This is a genomic window from Micromonospora sp. PLK6-60, assembly GCF_019890675.1.
Lineage (GTDB): Bacteria > Actinomycetota > Actinomycetes > Mycobacteriales > Micromonosporaceae > Micromonospora.
This window is the reverse complement of the sequence record NZ_JAIOAA010000020.1, coordinates 83,942-99,969: the sequence shown is the minus strand read 5'-3', so window position 1 is coordinate 99,969 and position 16,028 is coordinate 83,942. Positions and strand designations below refer to the sequence as shown.

The window sequence follows — 16,028 nt, the reverse complement described above, 5'->3', positions numbered from 1 at the left end:
ACGGCGTACTGCGCGGCGAAGTTCGGGGTGGTCGGCTTCACCCGAGCCCTCGCCGCCGAACTCGCCGGCACCGTCGGCGTCACCCTGCTCATCCCCGGCGGCATGCGCACCGCCTTCTTCGACGACCGCGACGCCCAATACAAACCCGGACCCGACGCCAACCTCAACGACCCCGCCGACACCGCCACCGCCGTCATGTTCGCGTTGTCCCAACCACCCGGCTGCTCCGTACGCGAACTGGTCGTCTGCGCCGAACAGGAAACCTCCTACCCGTGATCCTCGTACTGCGCGCGCTCGGCGTCGGGGACCTCGCCACCGCCGTCCCCGCGCTACGCGCCCTACGCACCGCGTACCCCGACCAGGAACTGGTCCTGGCCGCACCCCACTGGCTCGCCCCACTGGTCGACCTCGTCGGCGGGGTGGACCGCCAGATCCACACCGACGACCTCGGCCCACTCGACCAGCCCGCCCCACCACCGCACCTCGCCGTCAACCTGCACGGCCGCGGACCCCAGTCCCACCGGATGCTCGCCGCCACCCGACCCGACCGGCTGCTCGCCTTCACCAACCCCGACGCCGACCACCACGACGGCCCGCCCTGGTGGGCCAACGAACACGAGGTGGACCGCTGGTGCCGACTGCTCGGCTGGTACGGCATCCCCGCCGACCGCACAAACCTGGCGCTGCACCGGCCCGCGCGGGGCGGCCAGCCGGCCGGGGTGACCGTCCTGCACCCGGGCAGCAAGATCGAGGCGAAGCGGTGGCCGGCGGAGCGGTTCGCCGCGCTGGCTCGGGCACTGGCCGACCGGGGGCACCGGGTGGTGGTCACCGGCTCGCCGGACGAGCGGGCGCTCGCGGTCCGGGTGGCGGCCGGGGCGGGGCTGCCGGCGGACGCGGTGCTCGCCGGCCGTACCGATCTCGGCGCGCTGGCCGCCCTGGTGGCCCACGCCCGGCTGGTGGTCAGCGGCGACACCGGGGTGGCGCACCTGGCGACCGGCTACGCCACCCCGTCGGTGGTGCTGTTCGGGCCGGTCCCGCCGGCCCGCTGGGGGCCGCCCCCGGAGCGGGCCCGGCATCGGGTGCTGTGGGGCGGTGACCAGGAATGGAGCCGGTCCGGCGGGGTAGCAGGCCCGGCGACGATGGCGGCGATTCCGCTGGACGCGGTGCTCGCCGCCGTGGCCGACGTGGAACGGGTGGTGCGGGTCTCCGGTGCGGTTGCGGCGTAGCGATCCGGGCCGGCCGGGGTACGGCCGCCGGCGGCGGGGCGAGGGCTGGCGGTACGTCGACCAGGCCGGGGCGCCGCTGCGCGACCCGGCGGAGATCGCCCGGCTGGACGGGCTGGTGATCCCGCCGGCCTGGCAGGACGTGTGGATCTCGCCGTACCCGAACGGGCACATCCAGGCGATCGGCGTGGACGCCGCCGGTCGCCGGCAGTACGTCTACCACCCCCAGTGGCGGCGCAAGCGGGACGAGGCGAAGTTCGACCACGTGCTGGAGGTGGCGCGCCGGTTGCCGAAGCTGCGCGAACGGGTCGCCGGCGACCTGGACGGCCGGGGCCTCAACCGGCTCCGGGTGCTGGCCACGGTGGCGAGGCTGCTCGACATGGGCATGTTCCGGGTCGGCAACGACCAGTACGCGGTCGGCGACGAGGCCACCTACGGGGTCTCCACGCTGCGCCCGGAGCACGCCCGGTCGCGGGGCGGCTGCGTGGTCCTGGAGTTCCCCGCCAAGGGCGGCGTGGAGCAGGTACGGCGGATCGAGGACGCGGAGCTGTGCCGGGTGCTGATGAACCTGCGGCGTCGGCGCCGCCGGGAGGATCGCCTCTTCGGCTACTGGGACGGCCGGGCGTGGCGGGACGTGCGCAGCGACGAGGTGAACGACTACCTGCGCGACGCCAGCGGCGGCGAGATGACCGCCAAGGACTTCCGCACCTGGCACGCCACGGTGCGGGCCGCGACCGAGTTGGCGGCGGCGGGACCGGCCGGCTCGGCGACCGGCCGGAAGAAGGCGGTGGCGGCGGTGATGCGGACGGTGGCCGAACTGCTGGGCAACACCCCGACGGTGGCCCGGACGTCGTACGTCGATCCGCGGGTGGTGGATTTGTTCCACGACGGCGTGGTGGCGGAGATCGCGGCCGGGACGCCCCGGGAGGACGCCGAGCGGCGGGTGCTGGCCCTGTTGGAGGACGCCTGACCGGCCCCGCCGGGGAACCTGGGGGATCGGCGGCGGGGCCGGAGTCGGCAGCGGCCGCTGGCTGGTCGGCCGGTCGGTGGCGTCACCGCGCCGAGGCCGCCCGCGGCCGTGGCCGCGGGCGCCTCGCCACGCCCCCGATACGCGGGGCCGCACCGGTCACCCGGCCTCGGCCCGTATTGATTATCGCCGGCCGGAGTTGACCGTGGACGCCACGAGGTTGACGATCCGCGCCGGCCCCGCCGCACGCCCGTCACCTCGCCGGTGGTCGACACGTTTCCCGCCGGTGGCCGGGGGACCAGCCGCCGTCGGCGGCCAGCGGGGGATCAGCGCCGGTGCCCGTGCCGCCAGGCCCGGGGGCTCATCCCGTACGCGGCGCGGAAGGCGCGGCTGAAGTGGGCCTGGTCGGTGAAGCCCCAGCGGCGGGCGATGGTCCCGACGGGCTGGTCGGCGAGCAGCGGGTCGGCGAGGTCGCGCCGGCACCGGTCCAGCCGGCGCCGCCGGATGTGCCCGGCGACGCTGTCCTCGGACTCGGCGAAGAGCCGGTGCAGCGTACGGAGGGAGACGTGGTGGGCGTCGGCCACGGTGCGCGGGGACAACGAACGGTCGCCGAGGTGGCGGTCCACGAATTCCCGGATCCGGGTCAGCGTGACCTGCTGCCGCACCTCGGCCGGCAGGGAGCTCTCGCTGTCGAGCTGCCGGGCCAGCAGGCTGGCGACCAGGCTGATCGTGACGTCGGCGAGGTACGGCGCCTCGGCCGGATGGAACTGCTCGGGGTGGCGGTTGACCCGGTGCAGGTGCTGGGCCAGCAGCGCGCCGGTGCCCTCGGTGCCGGAGATCCGGATGCCGGAGAGGCGGTCCACCCGGTTCTCGTCGAGGGGGAGCAGGCTGCGCGGGATGGAGGCGGTGATCGAGGCGGCCGGGAACCGGCCGCCCTGGCCACCCATGTGGCGTACCTCGTGTGGCCGTCCCCAGTCGATGAAGGTCATGTCGCCGGCGGCCACGGCGGTGTTCCGCCGCCGGGCGCCGACCGTGGTGTCGCCGGCCAGGACCAGGCCGACCTGGTAGATCTCCGGGTCGGTCTGCCGGATCAGCCGGGGGGTGCGCCAGCAGGTCAGCGACTGGTAGCGGAACCGGACCAGGCCCACCGGGCCGAGGTCGACCGTGCGGGCGTCGCCCTGGAAGTCGTGGGCGTGCTCACTGTGGAACGAGAGCGGGGTGGACACCCGGCCGGTCATCGCCTGCCAGAACGGCCAGCGGTCGGCGGGCGCCAGCGGCATGGTGTCCAGTGTCTCGGTGGCTAGTCCGCTCATCGTCCCTCCCTTCACGCGCCGGCCTCCATTCTCACCCGGCGCCGTCGGCGCGCTCAGCGCGGTGTGCTCCGGCCGCGCTCGTCGATCAGCGCGGCCACCCCGTCGAGCACCCGCTCCAGGCCGAAGACGAACTCCTCGTCGGGGTCGTCCGCGCGGTCCAGCGCGCCGGCCGCCAGCAGCCGGTTCAGCGCGGGGAACCGGTGCGGGTCGGCGACCCGGGCGACCAGGGCCCGGTAGCTGGGCATCAGCTCCTCGGACGCGACGCCGGCCGCCCGGGTTCCCTCGGCGATCTGGGCGGTCAGCAGGGACTCGTTGCGGACGTAGCCGGTGAGCAGCAGGATCGCCGACAGCTTCTCGTGTTCGGCCAGGGCGGTGTCGGCCAGACAGCGCAGGCCGTCCTCCAGCCAGGCCAGCGAGTTGGGGGTCAGCGGCGGCCCGGCGATCGGCACCCGCAGGATCCACGGGTGCCGGCGCAGCACGCCGCGGTCGGCCCAGGCCCAGCGGGCCAGCCCCGCCCGCCAGTCCGGGCCGTCGTCCGCGGCCCCGGGCGGTGCCCCGTACGCCGCGTCGACCATCAGGGTGAGCAGTTCGTCCTTCGCGCCGACGTACCGGTAGAGGGCCATGGTGCCGGCGCCGAGTTCCCTGGCGACCCGGCCCATCGAGACGGCGACCAGCCCTTCGGCGTCGGCGATCCGCACCCCGGCCTCGACGATCCGGGCGAGGGTGAGCCCGGGGCGGGGGCCCTTCGGTGGGCGGCCCCGCAGCCCCCAGGCGGCCTCGATGGCCGGGGGCAGCGCCGGTGCCTGACTGTCCGTCGTCGCGTCCACATCTCCTCCTTGCCCGCCATCATATTTCTGCGTATGGTCTACGCAATGAAGCGTATGGCATACGCAGAAGGGTGCGGATCATGACGGACATGGGGGTCGCGCCGGGACGGGCCGGCCGGCGGGAATGGGCCGGGTTCGGCGTGCTGATGTTGCCGCTGCTGCTGGTCTCGATGGACGTGTCGGTGCTCTACTTCGCCGTCCCGGCCATCACCGAGCAGCTGCGGCCCACGGCCACCCAGCAGCTCTGGATCTTCGACAGCTACGGGTTCATGCTCGCCGGCCTGCTGATCACGATGGGCGCGCTCGGTGACCGGATCGGGCGGCGCCGCCTGCTGCTGATCGGTGCCCTCGCGTTCGGCGCGGCGTCGCTGCTGGCCGCGTACGCCGACAGCGCCACCACCCTGATCGCCGCCCGGGCGCTGCTCGGCGTGGGCGGGGCGACGCTGATGCCGTCCACGCTGGCCCTGGTCCGCAACATGTTCGGCGACGAGCGGCAGCGGGGCACCGCGGTCGGCATCTGGACCGCCGTGCTGACCGGCGGGGTGGCCGTCGGGCCGGTGCTCAGCGGCCTGTTGCTGGAGCACTTCTGGTGGGGCTCGATCTTCCTGATCAACATCCCGGCGATGCTGCTGCTCCTGCTCCTCGTCCCGCTGCTGGTGCCGGAGTTCCGCAACCCGGCCGCCGGCCCGTTCGACCTGTTCGGCGCGGTGCTCTCGCTGGCCGCGCTGCTGCCGGTGATCTACGCGGTCAAGGAGATCGCCCGGGACGGCTGGTCACCCCCGCGCGGCGCCGCCATCGTGGCCGGGGTGCTGGTCGGCGCGGCCTTCGTGCACCGGCTGCGGACCCGGCCGCACCCGATGATCGACCCGGCGCTGTTCCGCCGGCGGGCCTTCGGCGGCGCGCTCGGGGTCAACCTGCTGGTGATGTTCGGCCTGGTCGGCTTCGCCATCTTCACCACCCAGCACCTGCAGTCGGTGCTCGGCCTCAGCCCGCTGCGCGCGGCGCTGTGGAGCGTGCTGCCGGCGCTGGTGGTCGGCGGCGTCGCCCCGGCCGCCACCGCGCTGGCCCGGCGGATCGAGCGGGCCTGGCTGATCGCGGCCGGCTTCGTCGTCGCTGCGGGCGGCTTCGCTCTGCTGACCCGGGTGACGCCACAGTCGCCGCTGTGGCTGCTGCTGCTCGGCGCGGCCGTCTGCGCGGCCGGCGCGATGCTGGTGATGCCCCTGGTCACCGAGCTGGTGCTGGGCGCCGCGCCGGCGGAGCGGGCCGGGGTGGCCTCGGCGCTGACCGAGTCCAGCAGCGAGCTGGGCGGGGCGCTCGGCATGGCCGTGCTGGGCAGCGTCGGCGCGGCCGTCTACCACCGCGAGGTGGTGCACGGGTTGCCCGCCGGCCTGCCCGACGAGACGGTCCGGGCGGCCCGGGAGACGTTGGGCGGCGCGCTGGCGGCGGCCGAGGGGCTGCCGTCGGGCACGGCCGACGCCGTGCTGCGGGCCGCCCGCGCGGCGTTCGTCGACGGGCTGCACCTCGCCGCGGTGGTGGCCGCGCTGATGATGCTGCTGGCCGCGGCGCTCGCGGTGGCCGTGCTGCGCGGCGCCCGGGTGCCGGCGGCGGAGCCGCCCGCCGGCCGGGCCCCCACCGGGACGGACGCGCTGGCGCCGGCGGGCCCACCCGCCGCCTGACCCGGGCCGCCTCCCGCCCGGCGGACGCAGGGAAACGCGCGTGATACCGCAGCGGGCATGTGCTGCCGCTGCGGTATCACGCGCGATGAACGCCCGGTGGGATCAGTCGTTGAGCACCTGGGAGAGCCGGTCGCGGAACCGCCGCTCGGAGTCGCTGACCACGTCGCCACCGATGCCGAGGAGGCCGCCGGTCGAGGCCGCGCCGACCACCTGCTCGGCGATCTCCACCAGCCAGTGCCGGTACGCCCCGCCCTGGCCCTCGTCCACCTTCGCCGCCAACAGGGCGGCGGCCTCGCCGGCCCGGGCCAACACGTCGTCGATCATGGCCGCCGGGTCCGGCGGCGAGATCACCGGCAGCTCCGCGCCCGCCTCCGGGTCGCCGACCCGGGAGATGACCTCACCGGCGACCGCGGCGACCAGCGGGCTGGCCGACTCCCGGCCGGCGGAGATGGTCTCCATCCCGGCGGCGTTCTCGGCCATCGTCCGGCGGGTGCCGTCGGATTCCGCGGCGCTCGCGGCGGTCACCACCGCCTGCGGCAGGCCGACCAGCAGCCCCCACTCCTCGTCGGAGAAGCCGAACCCGGTGTACGCCGGCTGCTCGATCACGGCAAAGCCTCCTCAGCACAGATGTCACGGTCAGCTGGCCCGGCCGGACGGCCGACCCGGCTCAGGCTAGTCCAGCGTCAGCAGGCCCTGTTCGGACACCACGCGCACGGACAGCGTCTTGTAGCCCACCTCGTCGAAGAGCACCGTCATCCGGTCCTCCTCGTAGTTGAGCACCAGGCCGGCACCCCACTCCGGGTGCCGGACCTGGCTGTGCACCGGGAACGGTCCGACCGCGCCGTCGTCGGCGGTGCTCGTCCCGGCGTGGCAGTTGTCGCAGTGCCCGCACACCTGGCTCATCTGCTCACCGAAGTAGGCCAGCAGGGCCTGCCCGCGGCAGCCGGTGGTCTCGGCGAAGGCGCGCATCATGTCCGTACGGGACCGGGTGACCGCCTGCTGGCGCTCCGCCTCGGCCAGGGCCGCCCGCGCCGAGTCGGCGGGCGTCGGGGCGTACCGGGGGGCGCCGATGCGCTGCTTCGCGCGGGGCTCGGCGGCACCCACCTGCTCCAGCAGCGACAGGTACTGGCCGAGCTTGCGTGGGCCCAGCCCGGTCAGCTCGCGCAGCTCCTTCTTGTTCCGGGGCTGCTTGCGCAGCACCGCCGCGAGCTCCTGGAGCTCCTGCTGGTCGGGCAGCCCGCCGGAGAAGTAGCGCTGCAGGCCGACGTCCTCGGCGCGCCAGAGCAGCAGCACCCGGGCCTGCTCGCCGTCGCGTCCGGCCCGGCCGATCTCCTGGAAGTAGCTGTCCGGGGAGTCGGGCAGGGCCATGTGCACCACCCAGGCGATGTTCGGCTTGTCGATGCCCATGCCGAACGCGGAGGTGGCCACCATGATCGGGACGCGGTCGGCGAGGAACGCCTCGTGCAGCTCGTGGCGGGCCGCGGTGGGCATGCCGCCGTGGAAGAACTGCGCCGGGAAGCCGGCGTCGGTGAGCTTGCCGGCCAGCTCCTCGGCGGCCCGCCGGGTGGGCACGTAGATGATGCCCGGCCGCCCGTCCTCGCGCAGCAGCGTGGTCAGCCGGCGCCACCGGTAGTCGTCGGTCGGGCAGTATGCCACCTCGAGGAAGAGGTTGGGCCGGTCCAGCCCGGAGACCACCACCTCGGCGTCGCGCAGCCGCAGCCGGGAGATGATGTCGTCGCGTACGGGCGGTGAGGCGGTCGCGGTCAGCGCCACCACCGGCGGCCGGCCGAGGCCCTCGATGAGGTGACCGAGGGCCAGGTAGTCCGGCCGGAAGTCGTGCCCCCAGGCCGAGATGCAGTGCGCCTCGTCGATCGCGACAAGCGCCGGCTTCAGCTCGCGTACCTCGGCCATCCGGTCCGGATTGCTCAGCGCCTCCGGGGTGATGAAGAGGAACTCGGCCCGCCCGTCGCGGATCTCGGCGATCGCCTGCGCCTGCTGCGCGGCGGTCTCGTCCGAACTGATCCGCACCGCCCGCAGCTCGGGACGCTGCCGCTCGTTGAGCGCGGCGATCTGGTCCTGCTGGAGGGCGAGCAGCGGGGAGATGACCACCGTGGGTCCGGGGATCAGGCTGGCCGGGATCTGGTAGATCGCCGACTTGCCGGCGCCGGTGGGCAGCACCACCAGCGCGTCGCGTCGCTTCATCACCGCCCGCATGGCGGCGAGCTGGTTGGGCCGCAGCGTGGTCCAGCCGAAGAGGTTCTTCGCGGCGCGGCGCAGTGTCGTGGCGTTCGTGGACAGCTTCATCAGTGGGCGCAGGTACCCGAGGGCCGACCGGACGAAACCGGCATTGACCGCGGCGATTCGCGGGGGCATTATGAGTGAGCGTTCATGAACAAGCGTTCATCACGGAGGGTCGCATGGAGACGCTGGTCAACGCCCACCAGGCCGAGGCGTGGAACGGCTACGAGGGGCGGCACTGGGCCGACCACCAGGACCGCTACGACGCGGTCAACGCCGGGTTCAACGAGCTCCTGCTCGCCGCCGTACGCCCCGGCGACCGGGTGCTCGACGTCGGCTGCGGCACCGGCCAGCTGACCCGGCTGGCCGCCCGGGCCGGCCACGCCGTCGGCGTCGACCTCTCCGCGCCGATGCTCGACCGGGCCCGGGCCACGGCGGTCGAGGAGGGCGTGTCGACTGTGGAGTTCGTCCGGGCCGACGCCCAGGTGCACCCGTTCCCGGCCGCCGCCTACGACGTCGCGCTGAGCCGCTTCGGGGTGATGTTCTTCGCCGATCCGGTCGCCGCCTTCGGCAACATCGGTCGGGCGCTGCGGCCGGGCGGCCGGCTCGCGTTCGTCTGCCTCGACGACTTCCACCGCGGGGACCTCGGCGCGGTGCTCGGCGCCCTCGCCGCGCAGCTGCCGCCGTCGGGCACCGACGGGACCGGCGCCGCCGAGCCGCTCTCGCTGGCCGATCCGGCGGTCGTCGCGCGGGTGCTCACCGCCGCCGGCTTCACCGGCATCGAGTGCGTCCCGGTGCAGGCGGTGGCGCACTGGGGCCGGGACGCGGTGGACGCCGGCCGCTTCCTGGCCGGCTGGGGCCCGATCCGCCACCAACTCGACCGGGTCGACCCGGCCACCGCGGCCCGGGCCCGCGCCGCGCTGGTCGAAGCCCTCCGGCCCTACCAGCACCCCGACGCCGTACGCCTGCGCGCCACAGCCTGGCTGGTAACCGCCCGGATGCAAGGAGGGGCCCCTTGTTAACGCCTCCGGTAGAGCAGGGGCCCCTTGTTAACACCGCTGGCCGGTGGACGGATCCTCCGGCGAACAGCCTTGCCTAGGATGCCGATGATGTCCCCGAGAAGAGCGGCCGCGCTGCGCGGTGGCGGCGAGCAGAGCCTGCGGGCGCACCTGATCGCCGCCGCCGGCCGGCTCGTCGCGCAACGCGGCACCGCCGGGCTCACCGTCCGCGACATCGCCCGGGAGGCCGGCGTGGCCGACGGCGTGCTCTACAACCACTTCGCCGACAAGGAGGAGCTGCTCGCGTACGCGTTGGACGCGCACCTGCGGGCCGTCGAGGCGGGGCAGCAGGACGCGCCGCCGCGGGCGGGGGAGCGGACCGTCGAGGCGAACCTGCGGGCGTACGTCGATCGCGCGCTGGCGCTGCACGCGGCGATCCTGCCGGCGTTCGCCGGCCTGCCCACCCAGCCGAAGTTGCTGGCCCGCCTCGGTGACCTGCCCACTCCGCTCGGGGGCGGGCAGTGGCTGCGCGAGGAACTGGCCGACTACGTCCGCGCGGAACGGGCGCTCGGCCGGATGGCAGCCACGGCCAGTCCGGAGGCCGTCGCCACGCTGGTCGTCGGGGTCTGCCACGACCTGATCCTGGGCCGGCTGCTCGACCCGGCCGGCGCGCCGCCGGAGCCCGCCCCCGAGCTGGTGGACGCGCTGGTCGCCACGCTGCTGCACGGCGTCCTGCCCGGCCCGCCGGCCGCCGGCCTGCCCGGCCCGCCGGCCGCCGGCCTGCCCGGCCCGCCACCCGCCGGCCTGCCCGGCCCGCCACCCGCCGGCCTGCCGGTCGCCGGGCCGGGCGGCGCCACGTGTTAACAGGGGGCCCTTCCGCTACCGAATGCGTTAACAAGGTGCCCTTCCTTGCACCGTCAGCGGAGGTGGGGGAGCACCTCGCGGCGGTAGAGGTCGAACAGGCCGGCCCAGTTCGGGCCGGTGTTGGCCACGTACACCTCGTCGAAGCCGGCCTTGGCGTACTTGTCGATCATCTCCAGGTGCGCGTCGGCGCTGTTGCCGCAGACGAAGGACTCCTTCATCATCTCCGGCCGCACCAGCTGCGCGGCCTGCTCGAAGTGGCGCGGCGAGGGGAGCACCTGGGACAGCTCGCCCGGCACCCCGGCGTTGGGCCACTTCTCGTACGCGATCCGCACGCCCTCCTCCTCGCTGTCGGCGTACGCCGCCTTGAAGCCGGCCTGGCACGGCTTGTCGCCGCCGCCGTTGTCCCGGAAGCGGCGCACCATGTCACCGTCGGGCATGGTGCTGACGTAGCCGTCGCCGATCCGGGCGGCCAGGTCGATCGCCTTCGGCCCGAAGCCGGAGACGTACACCTTCGGCGGGGTCTCCGGCAGCGTGTAGAGCCGGGCGTGGTCGACGGTGTAGTGCCGGCCGCGGTGGTTGACGAAGCCCCCCGCCCACAGCTCGCGCATCACCTCGACCGCCTCCTCCAGCATCTGCAGCCGCACGTCGGCCTGCGGCCAGGCGTCGCCGAAGATGTGCTCGTTGAGCGCCTCGCCCGAGCCGACGCCGAGCACGAACCGCCCGGAGTGCAGGACCGCGCTGGTCGCCGCCGCCTGGGCCAGCACCGCCGGGTGGATGCGGACCGTCGGGCAGGTCACCGCGGTGGTCACCGGCAGCGTGCAGACCTGGCTCAGCGCCCCGATGGTGGACCAGACGAAGGGGCTCTGGCCCTGGGCGTCCACCCAGGGGTGGTAGTGGTCGGAGATCCACAGTGCCTCGAACCCGGCCTGTTCGGCGCCACGGGCCTGCGCCAGCAGCTCCGCCGGGGTGTACTCCTCGCTGGACAGGAAGTAGCCGATCCTCATCTCATGTTCCCCTCGTCGCGTCCGCGTGCCGGACCCGAAGGGCGGTACCCCGTCGGGTCGGCTCGAACCGCCGCCGGGGATCAGCGCTTGAACATCGCCCGGATGGCGATCAGCAGGAACAGGCCGCCCACCACCAGGCCGAGCAGGCGTACGCCGGGGATGTCGGCTGCGCTGGTGGCGTCGGCGAGCAGCGGGGATGCCATGCCCGCACTCTTTCACGCCGGCCCTGCCGACGAAACAGTAAGGTTTCTTGACTGTTAGCCGGCCCGGGTGTGACCATGGCAGGCACGTGCCCGCCACCGGCGGGTGACGGACGGTGGCCGGCGAGCGTACGGGGACGGTGGGCGATGGACGATGCGGTGACCGCTCGGTACGCGGGGACGGGGACGGCGTGAGCTTCCCGGAACGCGAGCTGGCCCGGCTGGCCGCCACCGTCCTGCAACCCGGGTTCGTCGGCACCACCCCGCCGCCCTGGGTCCGGCGCTGGCTCGCCGACGGGCTCGGCGCGGTGGTGCTCTTCGCCCGCAACGTGGTCGACCCGGCACAGCTCGCCGCGCTGACCGCCGCGCTGCGCGCCGAACGTCCCGACGTGATCGTGGCCATCGACGAGGAGGCCGGGGACGTCACCCGGATCGAGTCGGCCCGGGGCAGCTCCCGCCCGGGCAACCTGGCCCTCGGCGCGGTGGACGATCCGGCGCTGACCGAGGCGGTGGCCCGCGACCTCGGCGCCGACCTCGCCGCCGCCGGCGTCACCCTGAACTACGCCCCGGACGCCGACGTCAACTCCAACCCGGACAACCCGGTGATCGGGGTGCGCTCCTTCGGGGCCGACCCGGCCCTGGTGGCCCGGCACACCGCCGCCTGGGTCCGCGGCCTGCAGGCCGGCGGGGTGGCCGCCTGCGCCAAACACTTCCCCGGACACGGCGACACCCGGGTCGACTCGCACCACGACCTGCCCGTCATCGAGGCCACCGGTGAACAGTTGCGCGCCGGTGAGCTGGTGCCGTTCCGGGCCGCGGTGGCGGCCGGCGTGCAGGCGGTGATGACCGGCCACCTGCTGGTGCCGGCGCTGGACCCCGCGCTGCCGGCCACCCTCAGCCCGTACGTGCTCGGCGGGCTGCTCCGCGAGGAGCTCGGCTTCCAGGGCGTGGTGGTGACCGACGCGGTGGAGATGCGCGCGGTGGCCGACCGGTACGGCCTGACCGGCGCGGCCGTGCGCGCCCTCGCCGCCGGGGCGGACGCGATCTGCGTGGGCGGCGAGCACGCCGACGAGGAGACCGTCCGCGCGCTGCGGGACGCCCTGGTGACCGCGGTACGCGCCGGTGAGCTGCCCGAGGAGCGGCTGGCCGAGGCCGCCAAGCGGGTCGGCCAGCTCGCCGCCTGGACGGTGGCCGCCCGCGCCGACGGCTCGGCCCGCGTCGATGGCTCGGCCGAGCCGGCGATCGGACTGGTGGCGGCCCGCCGGGCGGTCCGGGTGACGGTCGCACCGGAGGGCGCCGACGCGCTGCCGCTGACCCGGCCGCCGCACGTGGTGGAGTTCGTCCCGCCGCACAACATCGCGATCGGTCCGCAGACCCCGTGGGGCGTCGCCGCCCCGCTCGCCGAGCTGCTGCCCGGCACCACCACGGCCCGGTACGCCCACGACGACACGCCCGCCGACCCGACCGCCGGCGCCGCCGGCCGCCCGCTGGTGCTGGTGGTCCGCGACCTGCACCGGCACGACTGGATGCGGGCGGCCGTGGGCCGGGCGCTGGCCGTCCGGCCCGACGCGGTGGTGGTCGAGCTGGGCGTCCCGCACCTGGTCACCGGCGCGGTGCACGTCGCCACGCACGGCGCGACCCGGGCCGGCGCCCGGGCCGCCGCCGAACGCCTCACCGCGCCCTGAGCCGGTGACCGAGCCGCCGCCGAACGCCGCACCGCGTCCCTCAGTCGGTGACCGGGGTCGCCGCCGAACGCCGCACCGCGCCCCTTGAGCCCGGCCCGGACCGCGGAGGCCGTCAGGCGGCCGGGACGACCAGGTCGGCGTAGTCCGGGTGGCGCTCGATGAAGCTGGCCATGAACGGGCACCGGGGGACCACCCGGCCGCCGCGGGCCCGGATCTGGTCCAGCGTGCCGCGGATCAGCGCCGCGCCGACCCCCATGTTCCGGAACTTCGCGTCCACCTCGGTGTGCGTGAAGATCAGCACCTCGCCCCGGGGAAGGTAGGCGGTGAACCCGGCCAGGGCATCGTCGACCAGGATCTCGAACCGGTGCTTGGCGGGGTTCTCCTCGACCAGGAAGCTCACCGGGCCATTCTCCCCCCACGGGTGGCGATCCTGGCCAGTTCGGCCAGCAACCGGTCGACCTCCTCGACGGTGTTGTAGTGGTACACGCTGGCCCGCACCGCGCCGCCGTCGGCCCGCAACCCCATCCGCTGGAAGTACTCGTAGGCGTAGTAGTCGCCGTGCGACAGGCAGAGCCCGGCCGCGCCCAGCTCGGCGGCGGTGTCGGCGGGGGAGAGCCCGGCCAGCCGGAACGAGACGGTCGGGCAGCGCCGGGCCGGCGAACCGAGCAGGGTGAGCCCGGGCAGCGCGGCCAGGCCGGCGAGCAGCCGGTCGAAGACCGCCTCCTCGTGCGCCTGCGCGGCGGTCAGCCCGGCCCGCACCCGGGCCCGCCGGTCACCGGCCGCCGCCGGGTCCAGCGACGCCAGATGGTCCACCGCCGCGGTGACACCGGCCAGCAGCGGGAAGCTCGGCGTGCCGAACTCGAACCGGTCCGGCACCGCGTCGGCGGAGGGCAGCAGCTTCGCCGGCCGCAGCGCCGCCCACCGGGCCGGGTCGGCGACCATCGCGGCCAGGTGCGGGCCGGACCACTTGTAGGCGCTGGTGACCAGGAAGTCCGCGCCGAGCGTGGCCAGGTCGGTGGGCCCGTGCGGCACCGAGTGCACCCCGTCCACGCAGACCAGGGCGCCGGCGGCGTGCGCGGTCTTGGCGATCGCCGCGACGTCCGGCACGGTGCCGATCGCGTTGCTGCCGGCGGTCACCGCGACCAGCCGGGTGCGCGCGCCGACCAGATCGGCGTACTGGCCGGCGGGCAGCTCGCCGCTGTCGGGGTCGAACTCGGCCCAGCGCACCGTGGCGCCGGCCGCCTCGGCGGCCTGCACCCACGGGCGTACGTTCGCGTCGTGGTCCAGCCGGGACAGCACCACCTCGTCGCCCGGCCGCCAGGTCGCGCCGAGGGTGCGGGCCAGGGTGTACGTCAGCGCGGTGGCGCTCGGCCCGAGGACCACCCCGGCGGGTTCCGCCCCGAGCAGGTCGGCCACCGCGGCCCGGGCGCCGGCGACCAGCTCCAACGCGCGGCGGCCGGGCGCGAAGGCGGTGCTGCGGTTGCCGGTGGCGCCCCGCATCGCACCGGCGACGGCGTCGATCACCGGTGCGGCGGTCTGGGTGCCGCCGGCACCGTCGAAGTGGGCGAAACCCTCGGCCAGCGCGGGGTAGGCGGCCCGGACCCGGGCGACGTCGTACGGCATGCCGGGACCCTAACCCGCCGACCCGACGGTCCGAAAAAGATGATCATCCGACTGGTGACCGGCCGGCGGGCGTCTCGTACCCTTGCCCCGTGACGAACCGACCGTTCCTCCCCTCGTTCGCCCCCGCCGCGCGACGGGCCGGCGGCCTGCTGGCCGGCCTGGTGCTCGGCGCGGCCCTGCTCGCCGGATGCAGCTCCCAGGGCGCCTCCACCGACTGCGGGCTGGACGCCTGCACGATCACCTTCGAGCGCGGCGTCGAGGCCAGCGCCACCATCCTCGGCGTCGAGGCGAAACTGGTCGGCGCCCAGGGTGACCAGGTCACCGTCGAGGTGGCCGGCGAGCAGCTCTCGCTGACCGTCGGCCAGCAGGCCGCCTCGGCGGGGGACCTCTCGGTCAGCCTGGAGAGCGTCACCGACGAGCAGGTTCAGATCCGGGTTTCCCGGTAGTACGGGCAGGTGGCGCCGCGCCCGCCGGACCGGGTGGGCACGTTTGGAAATCTTCGCGTTCGGAGATTGAGGCGCCATGTCGGTTACCCGTAATGCTGAAGCCACCGCCGCCCAGGCGGCGAACAGTCGGTGGCTCGAACTGTTGACCCGGGCCGGTTTCATCGGCTACGGCATCGTGCACCTGCTCTTCGGCTGGCTGGCCCTGCAGATCGCCTTCGGCAACTCGGGCGAGGAGGGCAACCAGAACGGTGCGCTGCGGACCCTCGGCGAACAGCCGCTGGGCAAGTTCCTGCTGATCGTGATCGCGGTCGGCCTGATCGCGATGGCCATCTGGCAGGCGCTGGAGGCGATCGTCGGGCACCAGACGAAGCGCGGCAAGGAACGGATCTTCGAGCGGGTCGTCTCGGGGGTCCGTACCGTGATCTTCCTCTGGCTGGCCTGGACCGCCATCAAGGTCTTCCAGGACGCCAGCTCCAACTCCTCCGACCAGCAGCAGGCCTTCTCCGAGAAGCTGATGTCCTCCGACGGGGGCCGGTGGCTGGTCGGGCTGGCCGGCCTGGTCCTCGCCGCCGTGGGCGTCGGCATGGTCGTCTACGGCCTGAAGAAGAAGTTCCTGCGCAACCTCAAGACCGAGCAGATGAACCCGAAGACGCTGCGGCTGACCCGCCGGCTCGGCATGGCCGGGTACGCCGCCCGGGGCACCGTCTTCGCCATCACTGGTGTGCTGATCATCGTGGCCGCGGTGAACTACGACCCGGAGAAGGCCCGCGGCCTGGACGCCGCCCTGCGTACCCTGCGTGACCAGTCCTACGGCCCGGTGCTGCTCGCCCTCATGGCGCTCGGTATCGCCGCGTTCGGCGTCTACTGCTTCGTCCAGTCCCGCTACCGCAAGGTCTGAGCCTGGTCGATGCGACATCCGCCGGGCACCATTGGGCCTTTGCCCGAAACCGGGTGCCCGGCCGGA

At 74.6% G+C, this 16,028-nt stretch carries 17 protein-coding genes; 9 read left to right on the top strand and 8 right to left on the bottom strand.

Annotation, left to right across the window (positions count from 1 at the left end; translation table 11 throughout):
* From K7640_RS26585 to K7640_RS26575, 3 genes are all read left to right on the top strand, one after another.
* On the top strand, positions 1-276 hold a 276-nt coding region (locus K7640_RS26585), incomplete at its 5' end, for an SDR family oxidoreductase (protein WP_222957660.1).
* Positions 273-1,226 carry a glycosyltransferase family 9 protein gene (locus K7640_RS26580; RefSeq protein WP_222957659.1) on the top strand — a complete coding sequence of 318 codons (954 nt, stop codon included), beginning with the start codon at positions 273-275 and terminating at the stop codon, positions 1,224-1,226. The genes K7640_RS26585 and K7640_RS26580, both read left to right, overlap by 4 nt.
* On the top strand, positions 1,210-2,193 hold the full coding sequence (locus tag K7640_RS26575; RefSeq protein ID WP_222957658.1) for a DNA topoisomerase IB: 984 nt from the start codon (positions 1,210-1,212) through the stop codon (positions 2,191-2,193). The genes K7640_RS26580 and K7640_RS26575 overlap by 17 nt, the downstream gene beginning before the upstream one ends.
* Before the next feature lie 323 nt (positions 2,194-2,516).
* Here the strand turns inward: K7640_RS26575 and K7640_RS26570 are convergent, their stop codons facing one another.
* Both K7640_RS26570 and K7640_RS26565 read right to left on the bottom strand, forming a co-directional pair.
* Positions 2,517-3,503, bottom strand: a complete 987-nt coding sequence (locus tag K7640_RS26570; RefSeq protein ID WP_222957657.1) for a helix-turn-helix domain-containing protein — start codon at positions 3,501-3,503, stop codon at positions 2,517-2,519.
* 53 nt (positions 3,504-3,556) lie between these two features.
* Positions 3,557-4,330, bottom strand: a complete 774-nt coding sequence (locus K7640_RS26565) for a TetR/AcrR family transcriptional regulator (RefSeq protein WP_222957656.1) — start codon at positions 4,328-4,330, stop codon at positions 3,557-3,559.
* 80 nt (positions 4,331-4,410) lie between these two features.
* Here K7640_RS26565 and K7640_RS26560 point away from each other — a divergent pair, with 80 nt between their 5' ends.
* Positions 4,411-6,006, top strand: a complete 1,596-nt coding sequence (locus K7640_RS26560; RefSeq protein WP_255609994.1) for an MFS transporter — start codon at positions 4,411-4,413, stop codon at positions 6,004-6,006.
* A 102-nt stretch (positions 6,007-6,108) separates the two neighbouring features.
* Here K7640_RS26560 and K7640_RS26555 read toward each other — a convergent pair whose 3' ends face one another.
* Together K7640_RS26555 and K7640_RS26550 are read right to left on the bottom strand one after the other, a co-directional pair.
* Entirely contained in the window at positions 6,109-6,612 is a 504-nt protein-coding gene (locus tag K7640_RS26555) for a hypothetical protein (RefSeq protein WP_222957655.1), read from the bottom strand.
* Between the two features lie 66 nt (positions 6,613-6,678).
* Complete coding sequence (locus tag K7640_RS26550) at positions 6,679-8,310, bottom strand: ATP-dependent DNA helicase RecQ (RefSeq protein WP_222957667.1); 1,632 nt, start codon at positions 8,308-8,310, stop codon at positions 6,679-6,681.
* A 113-nt stretch (positions 8,311-8,423) separates the two neighbouring features.
* Here K7640_RS26550 and K7640_RS26545 point away from each other — a divergent pair, with 113 nt between their 5' ends.
* Together K7640_RS26545 and K7640_RS26540 are read left to right on the top strand one after the other, a co-directional pair.
* Positions 8,424-9,266 carry a class I SAM-dependent methyltransferase gene (locus tag K7640_RS26545; RefSeq protein ID WP_222957654.1) on the top strand — a complete coding sequence of 281 codons (843 nt, stop codon included), beginning with the start codon at positions 8,424-8,426 and terminating at the stop codon, positions 9,264-9,266.
* An 87-nt stretch (positions 9,267-9,353) separates the two neighbouring features.
* On the top strand, positions 9,354-10,106 hold the full coding sequence (locus K7640_RS26540; protein ID WP_222957653.1) for a TetR/AcrR family transcriptional regulator: 753 nt from the start codon (positions 9,354-9,356) through the stop codon (positions 10,104-10,106).
* 53 nt (positions 10,107-10,159) lie between these two features.
* On the opposite strand, the gene K7640_RS26535 is transcribed toward K7640_RS26540, so the two are convergent.
* A complete protein-coding gene (locus K7640_RS26535; protein ID WP_222957652.1) occupies positions 10,160-11,110 on the bottom strand; it encodes a TIGR03557 family F420-dependent LLM class oxidoreductase in 951 nt (316 codons plus the stop codon).
* Between the two features lie 80 nt (positions 11,111-11,190).
* Entirely contained in the window at positions 11,191-11,313 is a 123-nt protein-coding gene (locus K7640_RS30435) for a hypothetical protein (protein ID WP_255609993.1), read from the bottom strand.
* Between the two features lie 188 nt (positions 11,314-11,501).
* On the opposite strand from K7640_RS30435, the gene K7640_RS26530 reads away from it, so the two are divergent.
* Entirely contained in the window at positions 11,502-12,995 is a 1,494-nt protein-coding gene (locus tag K7640_RS26530) for a glycoside hydrolase family 3 protein (protein WP_222957651.1), read from the top strand.
* A 112-nt stretch (positions 12,996-13,107) separates the two neighbouring features.
* On the opposite strand, the gene K7640_RS26525 is transcribed toward K7640_RS26530, so the two are convergent.
* Complete coding sequence (locus tag K7640_RS26525) at positions 13,108-13,395, bottom strand: GNAT family N-acetyltransferase (protein ID WP_222957650.1); 288 nt, start codon at positions 13,393-13,395, stop codon at positions 13,108-13,110.
* On the bottom strand, positions 13,392-14,618 hold the full coding sequence (locus tag K7640_RS26520) for a cysteine desulfurase-like protein (protein ID WP_222957649.1): 1,227 nt from the start codon (positions 14,616-14,618) through the stop codon (positions 13,392-13,394). Before K7640_RS26520 ends, K7640_RS26525 begins: the two co-directional genes overlap by 4 nt.
* An 89-nt stretch (positions 14,619-14,707) precedes the next feature.
* Here K7640_RS26520 and K7640_RS26515 point away from each other — a divergent pair, with 89 nt between their 5' ends.
* Both K7640_RS26515 and K7640_RS26510 read left to right on the top strand, forming a co-directional pair.
* Positions 14,708-15,064 carry a hypothetical protein gene (locus K7640_RS26515; protein WP_222957648.1) on the top strand — a complete coding sequence of 119 codons (357 nt, stop codon included), beginning with the start codon at positions 14,708-14,710 and terminating at the stop codon, positions 15,062-15,064.
* Between the two features lie 76 nt (positions 15,065-15,140).
* The gene (locus K7640_RS26510) at positions 15,141-15,962 is read left to right on the top strand and encodes a DUF1206 domain-containing protein (RefSeq protein ID WP_222957647.1); all 822 of its coding nucleotides are present in this window, start codon (positions 15,141-15,143) and stop codon (positions 15,960-15,962) included.
* The last annotated feature ends 66 nt before the right edge of the window (positions 15,963-16,028 follow it).